13 protein-coding genes are annotated in these 19,933 nt (G+C 42.3%); 2 read left to right on the top strand and 11 right to left on the bottom strand.

The features are described from left to right. Positions 1–103 precede the first annotated feature (103 nt). Both OCV29_RS08425 and matP read right to left on the bottom strand, forming a co-directional pair. The gene (locus OCV29_RS08425; protein ID WP_073603997.1) at positions 104–415 is read right to left on the bottom strand and encodes a DUF3634 family protein; all 312 of its coding nucleotides are present in this window, start codon (positions 413–415) and stop codon (positions 104–106) included. A 26-nt stretch (positions 416–441) separates the two neighbouring features. After that, positions 442–891 (bottom strand): macrodomain Ter protein MatP, encoded by a 450-nt coding sequence (matP, locus tag OCV29_RS08420; RefSeq protein ID WP_073603996.1) that lies wholly within the window; start codon positions 889–891, stop codon positions 442–444. A gap of 159 nt (positions 892–1,050) precedes the next feature. On the opposite strand from matP, the gene OCV29_RS08415 reads away from it, so the two are divergent. Both OCV29_RS08415 and fabA read left to right on the top strand, forming a co-directional pair. Continuing rightward, on the top strand, positions 1,051–2,709 hold the full coding sequence (locus tag OCV29_RS08415) for a S16 family serine protease (RefSeq protein ID WP_073603995.1): 1,659 nt from the start codon (positions 1,051–1,053) through the stop codon (positions 2,707–2,709). Between the two features lie 65 nt (positions 2,710–2,774). Continuing rightward, positions 2,775–3,293: a bifunctional 3-hydroxydecanoyl-ACP dehydratase/trans-2-decenoyl-ACP isomerase gene (gene fabA, locus OCV29_RS08410; protein WP_073603994.1), complete on the top strand. Its 519-nt coding sequence runs from the start codon at positions 2,775–2,777 to the stop codon at positions 3,291–3,293. A gap of 190 nt (positions 3,294–3,483) precedes the next feature. Here fabA and rmf read toward each other — a convergent pair whose 3' ends face one another. The 9 genes from rmf to pepN all read right to left on the bottom strand — a co-directional run bounded on the left by rmf (position 3,484) and on the right by pepN (position 19,888). Continuing rightward, entirely contained in the window at positions 3,484–3,657 is a 174-nt protein-coding gene (gene rmf, locus OCV29_RS08405; RefSeq protein ID WP_073603993.1) for a ribosome modulation factor, read from the bottom strand. 127 nt (positions 3,658–3,784) lie between these two features. Then, a complete protein-coding gene (locus OCV29_RS08400; protein WP_073603992.1) occupies positions 3,785–5,503 on the bottom strand; it encodes a DUF3466 family protein in 1,719 nt (572 codons plus the stop codon). A 2-nt stretch (positions 5,504–5,505) separates the two neighbouring features. Beyond that, on the bottom strand, positions 5,506–7,443 hold the full coding sequence (locus OCV29_RS08395) for an ABC transporter ATP-binding protein (protein WP_073603991.1): 1,938 nt from the start codon (positions 7,441–7,443) through the stop codon (positions 5,506–5,508). A 71-nt stretch (positions 7,444–7,514) separates the two neighbouring features. Then, positions 7,515–9,638 carry a bifunctional 23S rRNA (guanine(2069)-N(7))-methyltransferase RlmK/23S rRNA (guanine(2445)-N(2))-methyltransferase RlmL gene (gene rlmKL / locus OCV29_RS08390; protein WP_073603990.1) on the bottom strand — a complete coding sequence of 708 codons (2,124 nt, stop codon included), beginning with the start codon at positions 9,636–9,638 and terminating at the stop codon, positions 7,515–7,517. A 508-nt stretch (positions 9,639–10,146) separates the two neighbouring features. Beyond that, on the bottom strand, positions 10,147–10,683 hold the full coding sequence (locus OCV29_RS08385) for a cell division protein ZapC (protein WP_073603989.1): 537 nt from the start codon (positions 10,681–10,683) through the stop codon (positions 10,147–10,149). 171 nt (positions 10,684–10,854) lie between these two features. Further along, positions 10,855–11,865 (bottom strand): quinone-dependent dihydroorotate dehydrogenase, encoded by a 1,011-nt coding sequence (gene pyrD, locus OCV29_RS08380; RefSeq protein WP_073603988.1) that lies wholly within the window; start codon positions 11,863–11,865, stop codon positions 10,855–10,857. 44 nt (positions 11,866–11,909) lie between these two features. Next, positions 11,910–16,751, bottom strand: a complete 4,842-nt coding sequence (locus OCV29_RS08375) for an NAD-glutamate dehydrogenase (protein WP_261887385.1) — start codon at positions 16,749–16,751, stop codon at positions 11,910–11,912. 215 nt (positions 16,752–16,966) lie between these two features. Further along, the gene (locus OCV29_RS08370; protein ID WP_073605965.1) at positions 16,967–17,188 is read right to left on the bottom strand and encodes a DUF2835 domain-containing protein; all 222 of its coding nucleotides are present in this window, start codon (positions 17,186–17,188) and stop codon (positions 16,967–16,969) included. A gap of 90 nt (positions 17,189–17,278) precedes the next feature. Further along, complete coding sequence (gene pepN / locus OCV29_RS08365) at positions 17,279–19,888, bottom strand: aminopeptidase N (protein ID WP_073605964.1); 2,610 nt, start codon at positions 19,886–19,888, stop codon at positions 17,279–17,281. Positions 19,889–19,933 lie beyond the last annotated feature (45 nt).

The following is a 19,933-nucleotide window of genomic DNA, read 5'->3' as shown; positions in this document are numbered from 1 at the left end:
CGTAAACGTTTTTTAGAGTTGGGCTCTTATAACTCACTATTTAACATAATATACATAATGCGAACTAATGTATGCAATCCATACAGGACATGTTCTGACTCTATCAGGCTCTCTTTTTGGCTGTTTTGTCGTTAAAGCTATTGAATGGAAATACGTTTCGGATTCTTTGCTGGACGCTCTTAGGAACTGAAGATGAAAAAACTAATTTAATCCTTTCGCTACGTTGGTAAGCTTTCATACTGCCGCTGAAATCTGTACTTGCACAAATTTCTGAGAGATTGTGTTTCAAGGCCGGTGGCAAATGGCCTTTCACTTTAGCCAGTTCATGATCTTTGAACTGAATATAAAGAACGGGTCGATCGACCACTAAAAGCCAGAAAATAACCAAGGCAGCTGAAATAATTACATAGATCATAAATGTTACCCTTACTAACGTTGAGTTTAATCAGAAAGTAAGCGATTTAAATCCTCTTTAAGAGTGCTGACTTTCTGGTTTGCTTTTTCAGTTTTCGATGCTTCAGACAGCAGATATTCGATAGCGTCAGATAATGTACAGCCTAACTCATTCGCTCTGTATGAAAGCTTCTCCCAAACCCGATAATCGAGATCAATTGATTTCTTCCTGGTGTGAATCTGCTCTGCATTGTAATGCCGCTTTCTTTTAGCCCTGATAGCTTGCTTGAGCTTATTTTCCAGCTCCGGAGACATATGGTTCTCGATCCATTCAAGTACCCGCACCGGCTCATGCTCAATCTCTTTTAATAACGATACAGCATGATCAATTTCACTCGTATCAACATACTTCGTAATCTGAGTACCATCTTTCCAGCGGTTCACCAGATATTGCCATTTCCATCCACATTCCAGATTTTCGAGTTGTTGGTACTTCATGACATTATCTACCTGTTATCCATCATTAAAAAGCATATAGTTACAGCGTAACTCATAAATTACTTAACTTCAAATCAGTATTTATCCATTCTCTGATTTCAGCATGCTTTATATTCTTATATAATCGAAAACCTTTAAAAATACAGATTTTACTTGAAGATGACCAAAGATATCTGGCGCCATGTCACACCGCAGTTCGATACATATGATGAGCAGTTTGCTCAGTATAATGCTGTTCTTCCTGCTGATTTATTGTCTGTTCAACCCCGTGTTCAGGCTGTTCTTAAACGATTTAGCGAACTGAAAGGCCTGACGAAAATCCTGCTGATTCATGCGCCGGATAATTCTGTGTATCGTCGAATGATCTGTACGAAATTACAATCGTTTACCGGAGATGATGTTCCTGTCATCTCTACAGAATCTCTTGAAAAAACGACGCTCTTTCCGACGATTAAAGCTGAGAATGGCCATGTAGTCAGTGAAATACCAGGCTTGCTTGATAAAGCGGATGGCGGATATATCGTGATTTCCCCAAACTGGTTAATTGCCAACCAAAGGTACTGGCCTTTGCTGAAAGGTGCGCTATTTGGTGAGAAAATCACGGCCTTAAACTGCGATGAAAAATCTCCACTGCAATATGAATGGAGTAAAGCATATGATATTAAACTTATTATTGTGGGTGACAGAGAACAACTGGCAGAGATTGATAGCATTGATGAAGATATTCGCAGTGATTTATCCCTGTTTGGTGAAATAGAATTTGATTTAAGGGTCAATGCTGAAAATATTAGTAATTATCTGAAATATCTGAAGTGGTTGTGCCAGTTCTATCAACTCCCGGCTCTCTCTTCTGATGCGATAAAACTGCTTTTAACATCAGGCATTCGTTACCAGACTGAAGACCAGCTCCATATTCCATTGTGTCCTTTCTGGCATCAATCACTTCTTGAAGAAGCGGCTTTAGAATCAGGGCATCAAACCATTCATTCAGAACATATTCAGCAAGCTCTGGACTGCCGCTACTACCGGGAAAGCTATCTGCCAGAAAGGGCTTGTGACGATATACTCAATGGGCAGGTTTTGATTGAAACCCGGGGCCGGCAAGTCGGTCAGGTCAACGGGTTAACAGTGATAGATATTGCCGGACATCCTATTTCTTATGGAGAACCGGCAAGAATATCCTGCGTTGTGCACTTTGGTGACGGAGACATCAGCGACGTTGAACGCAAAGTGGATCTTGGTGGTAATCTGCACGCCAAAGGGATGATGATTATGCAAGCTTTTGTAAGCAGTGCTCTGGAATTAAATGCTCCTTTACCCTACTCGGCTTCCATCGTATTTGAACAATCCTATAGTGAAGTCGATGGCGACAGTGCGTCTCTTGCAGAAGTTTGTTCATTGGTCAGTGCCCTGTCCGGCATTCCGATTGATCAACAAATTGCGGTCACGGGAGCGGTTGATCAGTTTGGACGGGTTCAGGCTGTAGGTGGACTGAATGAAAAAATTGAAGGCTTTTACCGGGTATGTAAACACCACGGATTAACTGGTAAGCAGGGTGTGATTTTACCGAAAACAAATTTAAACAATCTGGCATTGCACCACACAATCATCTCTGACATTCAGTCTGAACAGTTTCACATATGGCCGGTTTCAACAGTTGACGAAGCAATTCCGATTTTAATGGGAAAACCTTTCAGGGATGATAAAGACAATGAAAGTGTGATCGGAAAGATTGCCACCCGAATTGATGAATTTGATCGCAATGAACATACAGAAACAATTTGGGAACGGATAAGAAATAAGTTCAATTTTGACTGATCGGACTTGTTTAGCGTACACGTGTTCACTAAGATGCAACTACAGAATTTTGGAGTAATCAGATAATGCAAAATAAACGAGAATCTTACACATACGATGAACTTTTAGCTTCCAGCCGTGGGGAGCTGTTTGGTCCGGGGTATCCACAGTTACCTGCGCCGAATATGTTAATGATGGATCGCGTGACAAAAATGTCCGAAACAGAAGGTGATTTTGGTAAGGGTTTAATTTTAGCTGAATTAGATATTACTCCTGATTTGTGGTTTTTTGATTGTCACTTCCCCGGAGATCCTGTGATGCCAGGATGTTTAGGATTAGATGCAATGTGGCAACTTGTCGGTTTCTTCCTTGGCTGGGTTGGCGGAAAAGGGAAAGGCCGTGCATTAGGTGTTGGTGAAGTCAAATTTACCGGACAAGTTTTGCCAACAGCCAAAAAAGTCACCTATGAAATTCACATGAAGCGGGTTGTTAACCGTAAGCTGGTCATGGGATTAGCGGATGGACGTGTATTAGTCGATGGAAAACAAATCTATTCAGCAAAAGATCTGAAGGTTGGCCTTTTCCAGGATACTTCAACATTCTGAATATGGAAAACAGGTTATTGTTGCCCTTCTCTCTGCAGATTGTTGAATGTGTTTGATAGTCATAATTTTAAGACGACTCTTACCAGAGTCGTTTATTTTCAACATAAATAATTAGTTATAGTGCATTAGGGTGTATGTATATAAAAAAGCCCCTGTTTGAGGGGCTGTAAATGTATGTGACATGATAATATTATTTATAGAGACCTAGATTTTTATCTTCTCTGGCTTCTCGCCATCCTCCCATCCAATAGGAGCGAACTTCCATCTGCTGATACGGGCATTGCTCAACAGAGCGTCCATTTAAACCAGCTTTATATCCCTGAGACTGTGCTCTCTCGAGGCGATCCCGCTTTTGTCTCTTCATACTTGAGTCCTCATACAGTCGCTATTTTATCCAATGACAACTATTACATTTATGTGGTTTTTTTATGACCACATCATTAAGCATCGCTCAAATCTGAGCAGGACTCAAGTACAAAAAATCATCAATATTAAATCTGTGATTCGTTCCTGTTCTTTACAAAATTCTTCCTGCGACGGAACAAAATATAACCGAGGAATGACAACCCAATACTCCCAAATGATGCCCCGCTCCTGTCCGTCGAGTTATTTTCGTAGCCTCTTTGCTGAATATCACTACTTGTTGCACCTTCGACCGGAACCAGTTTGACAGCCACCGTTGTTTCTGTGCCACCACATGATGCATCATGGGTTGTTGAACTGTATCCACCTTCACATTTAATCGCAGTCGCCGCAATGACTCCCGCATCGTTTATATCTGAAGCAATCAAAATACGATACTGGTTATTATTTGACGTCACACTGCCATCATTTGTTAAGTCATCCAATAACCAGGCATGATTATCAAATACAGCCATACGCTCTGTGTCACTGCCATTCCCGTTGTAAGGATAGATAAATGCACGTTTGCGCCTTGGTTTACCATCCTTCTCCCGGGCAGATTCATTATCGATCTGACCCACGATCTCATTATAGTTATTGATAGCACTGGCATGACCACCTGCGCCCGAAAACTCAATATCATCCGAGAAGAAAGAACCAGACAGAGATGTACTTGTCACATCAGGAACAATAAATAAACGATTGGCAGCAGCCCCACCTGACGGACGACTTCCGGCACGTTTCGCTTCACCAATTGCAACCAGATTTTTGTTAATACCGGTCAGAACACTATTACTGTAAACATAATCACCGCTCATCTTCGCCTGAGTATTTTGCACGATAGTAGAAGTCCACTGAGAAGCATCAGCATAGTTGCTTTCACTCACTTTAAATACAGTTGCATTCATGTAGTTATTATCACTATCGTAGGTATTGTACCCAACACCATAAATAGTACCGTCCTGAACCACAAAATCACGCATACTGCCCTGAGCCAGACGTTCATCTTCATCCTGCTTTCCACTTGGCCAGGATAACTGAACGACGGCACCATCACTTCCCCACAAAGCAGCTTTTGAACTGTAATATTGACCGTTATCGTTGGTGTAATTTTCAGAGACGCTGCCAACAGTATAGGTACCATCAGTTTTCCAGGCGCGGGATCTGTCAAAGCTTCCGTCTTCTGCCGGTAAAACAGGAGCTAAAGCACTTGTTGTCGCGCGGCTGTCACCCAGAGAACTTTCGATGCCTACCGGTGAAAGATCAGAAGTTAAGCTGTTAATGACAATATTTTGGGAATTGTCATAAAAAGAGCTGTCATCGCTGATAAATGCGACTGAGTTTGGTGTCGTGTCACCACTCAGCTCTTTATACCACTCATCCCAATGGACTTCCGCCCACGATGAACATGTCGCATAAAGTAATTCAGAAACACAGTAAGATTTAAGATCACTGTGAGACTGTGCATAGACGAATGAGTTATCCATGCCAAATGGCGCCTCTTCCCGGAAAGGAATGCCGTCAACAGGCTGCCCTGCCATAGTTTTTTGATAGCGAGTTTCACCGGCAACTGCAAAATCATCACATGCTGTACCACCAACAGATGACGTCAGAAAACAACTGTTATGATTGGTTGAAACATCACTATCATCCTGTGAAGGCTGAACAGCAACCCCAAATGTACTTTGGTAGCTGTCAGTAATCCATGAAGGTGTTACTTCCACAACCTGATATAAATTTGCGTGTGCGTTGGTCGCAATAAAAATGGAAAAAGCTAACGTTTTGATTCTTAAATTCGTCTGTATCATTATTAATTGCTGCCTTGTTGTAATTCTTCAAGTTCTTCCCAACGTTCAAAAGCATATTCAAGTTCACTTTCAGCCTCTTTCAGGCGATCGAGAACTGGCTGAGTATACTCTATTCCCTGAGCAAAAAATTCTGCGTCATTGACTTTATTCTGTAACACTTCAATCTCTTCTTCTAAAGACTCCAGCTTTTCCGGAAGTGATTCCAGCTCCCGTTGAAGCTTGTAAGATAACTTTCTGGATTTACTATCTTTAGGCGCACTATTCTTTCCTGGATTCTTCCCGGCAGCAGGTGATTTTACCTCAGTCTCTTTTGATTGCTGTAAAGCCTTCCTGCTCTCAATAACCTGCCGGCGTTGCTGCTGCGCATCATGATAACCACCAACAAACTCTTCAATATGGCCGTTACCTTCAAAAATCCAGCTGGTCAGCACAGTATTATCGACAAAATGACGATCGTGACTGACAAGAAGCAAAGTACCCTGATAATTGGCAAGCAGATCTTCTAAAAGTTCCAGCGTTTCAATATCCAAATCATTCGTTGGTTCATCAAGCACCAGCAAATTATTTGATTTTAACAGAATTCTTGCCAATAAAAGCCGGTTCTTCTCTCCTCCCGAAAGTGCTTTAACCGGGGTACGGGCCCGCTTTGGAGAAAACAGAAAGTCCTGAAGATAACTGAGAGCATGGCGTTGACGACCGCCAATCATAACTTCCTGCTTTCCGTCAGCAAGGTTATCGATGACGGTTTTTTCAGGATCTAACTTTTCCCGATACTGATCAAAATAAGCCACTTCCAGCTTAGTTCCACAGTGTAAACGTCCACTTGTTGGCGTGATTTCTCCCAGTAACAGCTTCAGCAGCGTACTCTTACCGGACCCATTCGGACCAATAAATGCAATCCTGTCTCCCCGCATCACATTAAAGCTGAAATTCTCGATAATTCTGTTTCCATCAATCTCATAACAAAGGTTTTCAGCTTCAAAAACAATTTTCCCGGACCGGACTGTATCATCAACCTGAATATTGACCTTGCCCTGCACTTCCCGTCTCTCGCTCCGCTCCTGACGGAGTTTTTTCAGTGCCCGTACCCGGCCTTCATTCCGCGTCCGGCGCGCTTTGATTCCCTGGCGAATCCACACTTCTTCCTGTGCCAGCTTTTTGTCAAACTCGGCATTTTGCTGTTCTTCAACCCGAAGCAGCTCTTCTTTTTCAGTCAGATAGTTTTCATAATTCCCCGGAAAAGAGGCGACGCGACCACGATCCAAATCAATAATCCGGGTCGACATAGTCTGTATAAAACTGCGGTCATGGGAAATAAATACGATAGAACCCTTAAAGTCTTTTAAGAATCCCTCCAGCCATTCGATCGTTGTTACATCCAGATGGTTTGTTGGCTCATCAAGCAGCAAGACATCCGGGCCTGATACCAGTGCTCTGGCCAACGCTGCTTTTCTCTGCCAGCCACCGGATAAGTCAGACAGGAGCATTTCCCCATTCAGCTTCAGTGACGTCAGAACATTTTTGATTCGATCTTCGAAACGCCAGGCGCCAAGATGATCCAGCTGCTCCTGAACTTTAGATAATTTAGTGATGTTTAACTCAGTTGGTTCCTGTTCAACCAGCGATAAAAGTGCCTGATATTGCTTTAACCCAGCACCAACCTCCGCCAGGCCACCAGAAACATAGTCAAACACATTGCCAGCCTGATCTCTTGGCGGATCCTGTTCCAGACGGGAAACAACAACGTCTTGTGTGACGGTTAATTTCCCGTCATCAAGTAAAATGCTGCCATCCAGAACTTTTAATAACGTTGACTTTCCTGCACCATTTCGTCCGACTAAACAAACTCTCTCATTTTCCTGAAGTGCAAAATCAACATGATCAAGTAATGGATGATCACCAAAAGCTAAATAACCGTTATGAATTGTAACAAGTGCCATATTTTTATATTCAACCAAAAAACTTTAAGTTAAAAAAGGACAAGGCTAAAAGTGACCTTGTCACTTGGGCGTTATTTGTGACGAACCAGCCAGCAGTTATGAATTTGCTTGTTTCGCTTGAAGTCAGTTGGTAGCGTTTCTGCCGAAATATTCTCAGCGATTAATCCCAGCTCTTCTAAAGCGTGATGGTCCATTTTGAAATGACGTTTGTTGTTTGAAAAGACAATTTCCCCCTGCTCACTTAATATCCGCTTTAACTGCGCCATCAGCTGAACATGATCCCGCTGAACATCAAATGTAGCAAGCATCCGTTTGGAATTCGAAAACGTGGGAGGATCAATGAAAATTAAATCATAACTTCCTTTCGCCGATTCAAGCCATTGAAGACAATCAGCCTGCTCAAAACGGTGCTGACGCCCCACCAGCCCGTTAAGTGCCATATTTTCTTTCGCCCATTCCAGGTAAGTCTTCGACATGTCGACAGTTGTTGTCGACTTCGCACCGCCCAGAGCTGCATGCACTGTCGCCGTTCCGGTATAAGCGAACAAATTAAGGAAATTTTTACCCGCCGCCATTTGACCCAGCCGCCTGCGGGTTAAGCGATGATCGAGAAACAGACCGGTATCGAGATAGTCAAACAGATTAACAATCAATTTGACGCCGTATTCATTGACTTTAAGTTTATTCGACTTAGACCCGATTTTCTGGTACTGAGCATTGCCTTTTTGCTTTTCACGAACTTTTAATACCACCTGATTCGCCTGAAGATCCAGAACCTGAATCGTTGCGCGGATTAAATCCGTCAGCCTTAGCTTTGCTTTGTCAGGGCTAATTGTTTTAGGCGCCGCATATTCCTGAATCACGACATAATCACCGTAATAATCAATCGCAGCATTATAATCGGGTAAATCAGCATCGTAGATACGGAAGCAGTCAATATTTTCCCGCTTAGCCCAGGGAGAGATTCTGGAGACATTTTTCCGCAACCGGTTCGCAAAATCAGCAGCCACCTCATGACCCGGCTCTTTCTGATTTTCATCAGATGTCACACTTCGTTCACTAATTGAATAAAGTTTTAAGTGACAAGGCAGTTTGCCATTCCTCATTTTGTACTGTTGCTCAGCCCGCATTCTGATACAGCTCAATAATTCACCAGAGCTGGAAAGGAACATCGCCTGACAGCCGCCAAATTCTGATTTCAGCTGGCCGCCTAACGCTGAATACAATGCAATTAATCCAGGCTCTGTTCCCAATCGTTCACCATATGGCGGATTGGAAATAATCATCCCCTTGCCAAACCCATCCGGTTTTTTCAAGCGGGTGACATCCTGACACTCAAAATGAATCAGCTCTTCAACACCAGCACGCCGGGCATTCTCTTTTGCCACCTTTAATACGCGTTCATCACAGTCATAGCCGTAAAGAGGCACAGAAAGTTGCTTACAACCTCTTCGTGACTGTACCGTTGCCTGAGTCTTTATTTCAGCCCAAACATCTGCCTGATAGTCTTCCAGATTCTCAAACGCCCAGAACTTCCGTCTGGCTCCTGGTGCTACACATCCCGCAATCATCGCTGCTTCAATTAATATTGTGCCAGAGCCACACATGGGATCCATTAACGCAGTCTGTCCATCCCACCCACTGCGGATGATCATGGCCGCCGCTAACGTTTCCCGCAATGGTGCTATGCCAGATTTAGTCCGGTAACCTCTTGCGTGAAGACTTTCGCCAACCATATCAATGCCCAAAAGCGCTTTTTCTTTATTCAGTCTGACGTGAATCCGAAGATCAGGTTGATCTTTGCTGATCGCCGGTCTCGGCAGGTTTTTCTTGGTAAATGCATCAACAATGGCATCCTTCACTTTCATCGCGCCGTACTGACTATTTCTGATTGAGCGGTTTGTCCCGTTAAAATCGACCACAAATTTGCTCTTAGGCTGAAAATAATTCATCCAGGGAACAGATGAGGCCGCCAGATAAAGATCCATATCATCCTGACAATGAAACTCAGAAATAATCCGGATAAACCGGGATGCAAGCCGACTCCACATACAACATTTATAAATTAGATCGTTGGTCGCGGTAAACTTCACTCCGGCCTGTACAGGTTTAGCATCCTGAATACCAATTTTTTGCAGTTCTGCAGCCAGAAGATTTTCGAGTCCGATAGAAGTAGTTGCTAAATATTGATGCATTGAAGTTCTTCATATTAAAAAAAGGCCAGCAATTATACCTGACAATCTTCCCTTTGGGTAAATCAAACCCGGTTAATTTTGTACTTACTCATCCAGAATATGTCTTGAAAAGCTCCGTCAGCCATCTCTGTCCGGATTTTAGGCAGTCCATACAAGCTATTTCCTCCGATTGAAATGCGTTTTCTCTTTTAACTATCAGCTTAATATTAAGAGTAAGCGCATACTTATTCACCTCGAAACTGGTCTATACCAGCACTCTTTTTTACTTGTAATTAAATGACAAAACATAGCTAAAAGCGGAATTTATGATGAATCAACCGCCTGTCTGATCTAAATTCAATCAGGCAAGTGATAAAAATATAATCAGAATTTATTGAGGAATATCACACTAAATGAGGATCGAAATGGGATATCGGAGACGATGCAGACAAAAAAAATCGGCTTGATTAAGCCGATAGGAAATAAAACAGAATATATAAACGGAACAAAATAATACTCATGGAAATCACTAACCCACAAGGGCTATCTTTTGTGAACCGGAATTCACACACTCCATTCGATCATGCATCACTTTTATTGCCTGACCAAACACGAGTTCTTTCCCCGGAGAGAGAATAAATGGCTCCAGTTCTGCACTCAGGCATAAACTGGCATTCTCTCCGACATCAAGAACGATAAATCGTCCCTGATTAAACTGATTCGTTAACTGGACGATGTTCCCCTCTTTCGGGGTAAAATCCGCAGACCGGGGCTCGAAAAACCAGCTTTTTGGCTGTACCGGTTTATGAAAGCGCTTTGAAGCAACGCAATTCAGGACCAGTTCCACCAGTCTGGGCCCGGAATAATTCAAGCCGTCCAAACTTTCCAGAAAGAGCTGATAGTCAGCCGCATCTTCAACCGTGAACTGCGAAGACGCAAAAGCACAGGTAACCAGAACTTTGCGCGGCAAAAGTGTTCTGAAGAGCATATCATCGCCCAAATCGAGCATCAGATGTTCCTCTTTATCACAGTAATACCAGTTCCACTTATCACTTGGTTTTAGCATTCCTAACGACTTCCAGAAAATGTTGATAAATATGTAGCGACATAGCTGAAAGGCAGAACATAACCTTCCCCATAAAACCATTTTAAAAGGGGTCAGACAAAAAAAAGAGGAAACGATAGCTCATTTCCTCTCATATGATTCAATACAATTCAGGTGATTAATCGATGATCTCTATAGATTTTTTACAATATCCCTTACTAGACCAGGACCCTGGTAAATAAAACCAGAATAAATCTGAACTAATTTAGCTCCCGCCATCATCTTTTCTTTTGCTGAAACGAAGGAATCGATCCCACCAACGCCGATAATTGGAATTTGATCACCCAACACTTGATGCATTTGCCTGATAACCTCGGTACTTCTGGACTGTAAAGGTCTGCCACTCAATCCACCGGTTTCATTCGCATGCTTCATGCCCATAACAATTGAGCGATCAAGTGTGGTATTGGTCGCAATCACCCCGTCAATCTGATGTTTCAGCAACGCCTGACATATCTGATCTAACTCCTGATCACTTAGATCCGGTGCGATCTTCAAAGTCAGCGGCACATATTTATCATACTTTGCTGCAAGTTCACGTTGCTTCGACTTTAATTGAGACAATAAATCATCTAATGCATCACCATATTGAAGAGAACGGAGTCCCGGTGTATTCGGTGAAGAAATATTGACGGCAATATACCCGGCAGATGAATAAGCTTTATCCATACAGATCAGATAATCTTCATGCCCTTTTTCAATCGGTGTATCTTTATTCTTGCCTATGTTGATGCCGATAATACCGTCATAATTTGAATGTTCGATATTCTCAAGCAACTGATCAATACCCAGATTATTAAAGCCCATCCGGTTAATAATGCCTTCTGCTTCAATCAGCCGGAATAGTCTGGGTTTATCGTTACCAGGTTGTGGACGGGGTGTGACAGTGCCGACTTCAACAAAACCAAACCCCATCGCACCAAATGCATCGATGCATTCACCATTTTTATCCAGACCGGCGGCTAGTCCAACCGGATTATTAAAAGTCAGCCCCATACATTCAACAGGACGGGATGGAAGATGTTGGCGGTAAAATAAGTCAAAAGGAGTGCCGGTGAAACGCTTTAAATTCTTGATAGCAAGATCGTGTACTTTCTCTGCGTCTAATTGAAAAAAACCACTTCTGGCGATACGGTAAAGCATAATTGCCCCTGATAAAAAAAGCCCCATTAAATGGGGCCTTATTATTACTCATTTGACGAACAATTCAAATTTAATAGGGCTAATTCTCTTAAAGCAACGGAGAATTTTGCAAACTCATGGGCAGAACCAACTTTAAATTCATTTAAAATGTTCTCCCAGCGAAGCAACGCTTGTTCATTCGCTTCGATCCAGTCATCCAAACGTGTGAGCTCATCAAAACTTTCATCCGCACACTGACAACTCAGTACCTGAGAAGTTAACTGTCTTTGTTGCCAGTCTAAATCTTCCCGGTAAGCAGCTTTTGCCAGCGCCTGCCAATTGTTTTCAACGGCCTGATGGTTGATCTGTTCAAGGAACCAGTGCAGCGATAAACGCACGCCCAAGTGGAAATAAAGTTTAGCTGCCTGAAGAACCGTGATCCCTTTTTCACGGGCAACAACACTGATATCCAATGCTGAATTCAGGCTGGATAATCGGGAAACATAATGTGCTGTATTCTCATCAATCCCCTGATCGATCCACCGGATAGCAATTGCATCATGATCACTGATCTCTCTGCCAATCAGAACATCGTTCAAATTTTCTGTTACTTGAGTCACATCAGCTTTATATAATGAAACCAGTTCTTCAACCGACTTTTTCCCCATATGATTTCGCAACAGCCAACGGGACAAACGTCTCAACATCCGTCGAACAAAACTAATCATTTCATACTGAACCAGTGTTGATGCCTGATTATCCGCAAGTCTTATCTTTTGCAAAACATCATCAAAGTTATATATATCACGTGCTGCACAATAAGCATTGGTAATTTCAACAACCCCGGCCCCTGTTTCTTCCTGAAGACGGGAAACAAAATTGCATCCCATTTCATTGACCATCTGATTAGCCAGTGCCGTCGCGATCAGTTCCTGTCTCAGAGGGTGACCCGGTAACAAATCTGAGTAGTTACGGCGTAACTCTGAAGGGAAATATTCAATCAAATGTGCCGCATGATACACATCATCCGTAATACGATCTGTTGCCAGTTGTTCTTTAAGGACCATTTTTCCATACGCAACCAATACAGAGAGTTCCGGACGGGTCAAACCAACCCCCTGCTTTTCGCGTTCGAGAAGCGTCTCATCATCGGGAAGATTTTCGAGTGCCCTGTCAAGTATATTGCTCTTTTCAAGTGAATGAATAAAACGAATCAGCTCTTTAACCGTCGTCACCCCGGCTGTTTCAGAAACAGAAAGTGATTCAGACTGCTGATAAGCATCGGATAATACAATCTCCCCGACTTCATCCTGCATCGATTGCAGCAATTCATTTCGCTTCTTCATGGTGAGATCACCATTTGTCACTAATGAATTTAAGAAAATTTTAATATTGACTTCATTATCTGAGCAATCAACCCCCCCTACATTATCAACGAAGTCAGTATTAACCCGGCCTCCTTTCAAGGCATATTCGATCCGTCCCAACTGCGTCATGCCGAGGTTACCACCTTCTCCGACAATCTTGGCAGATAACTCAGTGCCATTAATTCTGACTGCATCATTTGCTCTGTCACCAACATCTGAATCAGACTCAGATGATGATTTGACATAAGTTCCGATGCCACCATTCCACAGCAGGTCAACTTCCATTTTCAAAATTAAACGAATGACTTCATTCGGTGGTAAAGACTTTTTGTCTGTGTTGAGTATGGATCTGACTTCAGGTGACAAAGAAACAGATTTAGACTTTCTTGAAAAAACACCACCGCCTTTGGAAATCAAAGCTGAGTCATAATCTTCCCATGAAGACCTTGGTAAAGCGAATAAACGCTCACGCTCTTGCCAGCTTTTCCCGGTATCCGGATCCGGATCTAAAAATATATGCATATGGTTGAAAGCAGCTAACAAACGAGTATGTTTTGACAACAGCATACCGTTACCAAATACATCGCCAGCCATATCACCAATAGCAACAACCGTGAACTCTGAGCGCTGGCAATCAACACCCAATTCCCGGAAGTGACGTTTCACAGATTCCCACGCACCCTTTGCGGTAATCCCCATTGCCTTATGGTCATATCCATTCGAACCACCAGAAGCAAACGCATCACCCAGCCAGAATCCGTACTCTTCTGAAACTGAGTTCGCCAGGTCAGAAAAAGTCGCAGTTCCCTTATCGGCAGCGACAACCAGATATGGATCATCAGGATCATGGCGCACCACATTTTCCGGCGGCACAACATCACCATCAATAATATTGTCTGTCAGATCAAGCAATCCACGGATGAACTGCCGGTAACAACGCTGACCTTCCGCAAAGATTTCATCCCGCTGGCTCATCAATGGTTGTTTCTTACAGACAAAACCACCCTTTGCGCCAACAGGAACAATCACTGTATTTTTGACCTGCTGTGCTTTGACCAAACCTAATATTTCAGTCCTGAAATCCTCTTGTCTGTCTGACCAGCGCAATCCGCCACGTGCTACTTTGCCACCACGTAAATGCACACCTTCGATATCTGGTGAATACACAAATATTTCATAAGCCGGTACGGGCGCTGGAATATCCGGGATCTGTTGTGGATCGAGTTTGAATGACAAACAAGGTTTATGATTTCCTTCGTCATCAGTTTTGAAGTAATTGGTCCGGAGCGTCGCCTGGATCATTTCCATGTAACGACGAATGATCCGATCGTCATCGAGACTTTCAGCCTCTTCAAGTTGTTCTGAAATATTGTTGATCAACTTTTCAAATATCTGATCCCGCTTTTTCAACTGAGGATCAAAACGACTCACAAACAGATCAACAAGTTTTGCCGCCAGCCTGGGGTAATGATTTAGCGTCTCTTCAATATAATTCTGACTGAAAGGAAAACCAACCTGACGCATGTATCTTGCGTATGCACGCAAAATTGAAACTTCCCTCCCGGTCAGGGACGCTTCAAGCACCAGCCGGTTGAATCCATCATTCTCAAGACTACCATTCCAGATTGAAGCAAAAGCTTGTTGAAAACGATCCCGGGCTTCGCGGATATCAATCCCGGCGTCACTGCGGTGTAACATAGAGAAATCAAGAATCCAGTAAACCTGGCCACTTTTTTTCCTGACTTCATATGGAGATTCTCTGTTTACACGCAACCCAAGTTTTTCCAGCATAGGCATGACATCAGACAGATGAATCGGCTCATCCCGGTGATATAACTTCAGTTTTACAACCTTAGAATCCGTTGCTTCTTCCTGCGGACGATAAAACAGCATCCCCAATTTGTTGGTTTCACTCAAAGATTCAAGCCGTTCAATATCCGAAACAGCAGTACTGGACATCATGGCTTCTTTATATGAACGGGGAAACGCCAGCAGATAATCTTTCGCTAAAGGTAATCCGATACTTTCTCCCCAGTTTGAGACGATCGCTTCTGATAAACGATCATCCCAGCTTGTTGATGCTTCCATCAGGTTTTGCTCTATTGTCTTCACATCAACGTCCATATTATTGTTGTCGACCCGCACAATATAATGAGTTCTGGCCAGCGGACTCTCTGAAAAATAAACTGTATACTCCACATCCTGACCTGACATGAAATATTCAGCTAATATTTCCTGAGTCCTGCGTCTGAGGGCCGTGGTATGACGTTCTTTTGAAACATAAACCATACAACTGAAGAAACGGCCAAACGGATCTTTGCGGACAAACAACCGTAACAGATCACGGTCCTGCATCTGAACAACCCCGGTTCCGACTTCAAGCAACTGTTCTTCCGTTGCTTGCAAGAGTTCATCCCGCGGATAATTTTCAAGAATATTATGCAGTGCTTTATAGGCGTGTGATCCAATCAAATAACCACTTGCAGAAAGGATCCGGCCTGTTTTTTCCCGGACTAATGGAATAGATTCGATCGTTTGATTATAGACTGCAGATGTATACAAACCAGTGAAACGATGTTCACCAATCACATTCCCGTTCTTATCAAACTTTTTGATACCGACATAATCAGTGTAAGCTGGCCTGTGAATTCTGGACTGGGTATTACCCTTCGTCAGAATCAGCATAAATGGTTTGGTTGCTTCAAGCCGCGCAGAATCTGAAAATTCAGATAGCCTGACACTTCTCACTCTGCTGGGTTCAGAAAATAAACCTAAACCCGGCTCCTTTGTTGGCCTGAGTTCAAGTCCTTCATCCGCTTCAGTCAGATCATATTCTTTGTATCCCATAAAAGTGAAGTTATGATCAGCCAGCCAGCGCAGATATTTAATTGACTCCGCAAAATGCTCCTGAGGAACCGGGATGGTTTGCTGCTGGCTTTCAAGTTGCTGAATTACATCATTGAGTCGTTCGACCATCGGTTTCCAGTCATTTACAACTAATGAAGTATCGTTCAGTACTTTAGTCAGTTCTTCACGTAAAGTTTTAATTTTTTCTTTATCATTCAATCGGTCAACTTCAATATGAAACATTGAATGCAATGAACCCTTCCCCTGATTAATACTCGAAATCGTATTATTTTTGCTTCGGGTTATCTGAGCCGGACCATGTAACATCAGGTGACTTGCCAAATCAAGCCGGGTCAATACCATTTTTATTGAATCGACAAGAAAAGGAGTATCCGGGACAACTATCTCGACAATCGTATGCGTAGACTGCCAGCCATGTTTGCTGACAATCGGATTAAACACTCTGACTGACTGAGCAGTCGGCTTCACTTCATTCAGGTGATGCCATAAACTGATCACTGCACCATATAAATCAGATTCAGTGCGACTTGCCAGGTCATTTATAGATACATTTCTGAAAAGATGTTGAGCTAATTGTTTCACTATCACATATTGGTCTGATTCCAGTTTTTTTTGAATTAATTCGAAGACTTTCTCTACCAAAACTGGTTGCAATGTATCATTCGATCCCATAGCAAACTCCATATTTAATTGTAATTTTTTTTGTTATCAATTCATGTAAAGCATAGTTTGAAAAACATGAATTGATTAAATTATGAAGTAATTTACCGGGACTAATCCACAACTATTCATTGAAAATGAGAGACAGAATTGTTTGCAGAATCAAATAGAAAATCTATTGTACTAAACGGGGATGTCAACAGAAAAAACCGGTCAATATTCCGCTGTTATCTTATAGATTCCAGGCTGACAAACTTATGATTTTTATCCGTTGTTAAACGATATCGTCCTTTTAAACCAAGTTGAGTCAGAAAAGGACGGAAGCGAATGGCCGGTAACTGAAGTTTCAGACCATTATCAGTCACCACCAGAACCGAAGCTGCCTGACCTGAGTAATAGGAAAGGTAGTCATGATAGGAAATATTTAAAGAAAAATAGTAATACTGCATAAATCTTAAAAAGGCAGTGAAAAAAGCGTGACCACAGAACTGTTTGTCTTCTCATTTCACTCCCTTTGTTCTATCTCCTGTAAAACTACATTAAATATCCAAAGCTTTGGTTACTTTTTCATATAAATCTTTTGCAAGATTATCCATATTCAAAAGTGCTTCAAGCTCTTTTTTCATCAAAGCCTGTCTGTCTTTGTCGTAGCGTTTAAACTTCAGTAATGGATCAACCATGCGGGAAGCAACCTGAGGATTAATCGTATTCAGTTGCTGCAAAATTTTTCCTGCAAACTGATATCCGGAGCCAGACTTATCATGGAATCGTTTAGGATTATAATTCAAAAATGCACCGATCAGGCTTCTGATACGATTAGGGTTTTTCATCGTGAATGCTTCATGTTCCATCGAATCATAAATCATTGAAAGTGCATTTTCTGAAGGGTTTTGCCCTTGTAAAACAAACCATTTATCCATCACTAACCCATCATGTTTCCACTGTTTGCTATAATCTTGCATCAATGATTCACGACAACTCAGTCCTGCGAGATTCGCAGCAGTCATTGCAGCGATGACATCTGTCATACTCAACGCTTGCTGGTACTGATTTTGTACCAGTTCGTTGCCTTGATCTGTAAATGCAAGATAAGAGAGACACATATTTCTCAGAGCTCGCTGCCCAATCGATTCATGGTCAATTGTGTAATCAGATTGTTTCAGCTGATGGTATACAGAAAGAAGTTCTGGTTTTAATGCTGTTGCAAGTTCAACTTTCATTGATTTAAGAACTGTCGTAATACTGTCAACATCGACTTCGTCAAACCATTCAGAAACTTCATTAAAATTAGGTAATGCAAACATCTCAGCGATAAATGCAGGATCAGCACTCTTATCCAGCAACAGATCTTTAAATGCCTGAATCACGCCTTCAGAGATTGTCGTCTCCTGATTATCCCGGACTTTTTCGACATTTTGGCGAATATACTTACCCAGTAACATCTGCCCAGCATCCCAACGGGCAAAATCATTTTTGGCATGCACCATCAGGAAAATTAACTCTTCATCGCTATAATCATAAAAGAGCTTAACCGGTGCAGAAAACTCTTCCAGTAATGAAGGCACAGGTTTTTCAAAAACATTTTCAAAAATAAAGGTTTGTTCTGACTCAGTCACATTCAAAATATCAGAAACTTTTTCACCGTTACAACGTAACTCAATACGATTGCCCTCGGAGTCATAAAGTGACATCTTAAGCGGAATATGCAAAGCCTGCTTTTCTTCCTGATCGACTGTCGACGATGTATGCTGGCTGACATGCAAAGCAAACTGCTTGTCTGCTTCTGAATATTCACCCGAAACGGTCAAAACCGGCGTTCCCGACTGGCTATACCATAAACGGAATTGTTTCAGGTCAATGCCGGATGCATCTTCCATCGCAGAGACAAAATCTTCACAAGTTGCAGCTGTTCCGTCATGTCGCTCAAAGTAAAGCTGCATCCCTTTCTGGAAATTAGTCTCGCCCAGTAAAGTATGGATCATACGAATCACTTCACTGCCTTTTTCATACACAGTCAAAGTATAGAAATTATTCATTTCAATCACTTTTTCCGGACGAATTGGATGTGACATTGGTGAAGCATCTTCAGCAAACTGAGGTCCGCGAATCAATCTGACACTCTGTATCCGTTTCACTGAACGAGAGCCTAAATCAGATGAAAATTCCTGATCACGAAAAACCGTCAACCCTTCTTTCAAACTCAACTGAAACCAGTCGCGGCATGTCACCCGGTTCCCCGTCCAGTTATGAAAATATTCATGGCCAATAATTGATTCAATCGCCTGATAATCATAATCAGTTGCCGTTTGATCGTTCGCCAGAACAAACTTCGAATTGAAAATATTCAATCCTTTATTTTCCATCGCGCCCATATTAAAGAAGTCGACGGCAACAACCATATAAACATCAAGATCGTATTCCAGACCAAAACGCTCTTCATCCCATTGCATTGCATTGATCAGAGAAAGCATTGCATGTGTTGCTCTGTCCCGGTTTCCTTTATCAACAAAAACTTCCAAAGTAACCATACGGCCTGACTTCGTTTTATATTGTTCTTGTATCATGTCAAAGTCACCGGCGACCAGCGCAAAAAGATAGGCGGGTTTTGGATGTGGATCCTGCCAGCGAACCCATGACTCTCCATCTTCCGTTACACCTTCTTCGATTTTGTTACCGTTACTCAACAGATAAGGATATTTTTCCCGGTCAGCCACAATCGTGGTTGTATAACGAGCCAGAACATCGGGCCGGTCCATGTAGTAAGTGATCCGTCTGAACCCTTCAGCTTCACACTGGGTACAATAAGCCTGACCTGAAATATATAAACCTTCCAGAGCAGTATTTGTTGACGGATTAATCATAGTTTCGACCCGAAGCTCAAATTCTCCATCTGGCAAAGCTGAAAGTTCGAGCCCGGTATCAGTCACTTTGAACGCTGTCCATGCCTGATCATTAATATGTAAACTCGCCAGCTCCAGGTTTTCTCCATCCAGCACTAATTGGTTTGTACTGTCCAGCTGACGAACCTGAGATATCGCAACCACCCGTGTTTTTTCTTCATGAAGATAAAAGGTTAAATCAATATCTGTGATGGTATGAGAAGGCGATTGATAATCTTTACGATATTTAGCTTGAAGCTCAGATGCCATATAAAATCCTTAGCTCTTTATAATATATTTGAAACAAAACCAGAG

It is taken from the genome of Vibrio aerogenes, from assembly GCF_024346755.1.
Taxonomy (GTDB): Bacteria; Pseudomonadota; Gammaproteobacteria; order Enterobacterales; family Vibrionaceae; genus Vibrio; species Vibrio aerogenes.
Note: the sequence above shows the minus strand (reverse complement) of the source record. Positions and strands in the feature narration are given on the sequence as shown.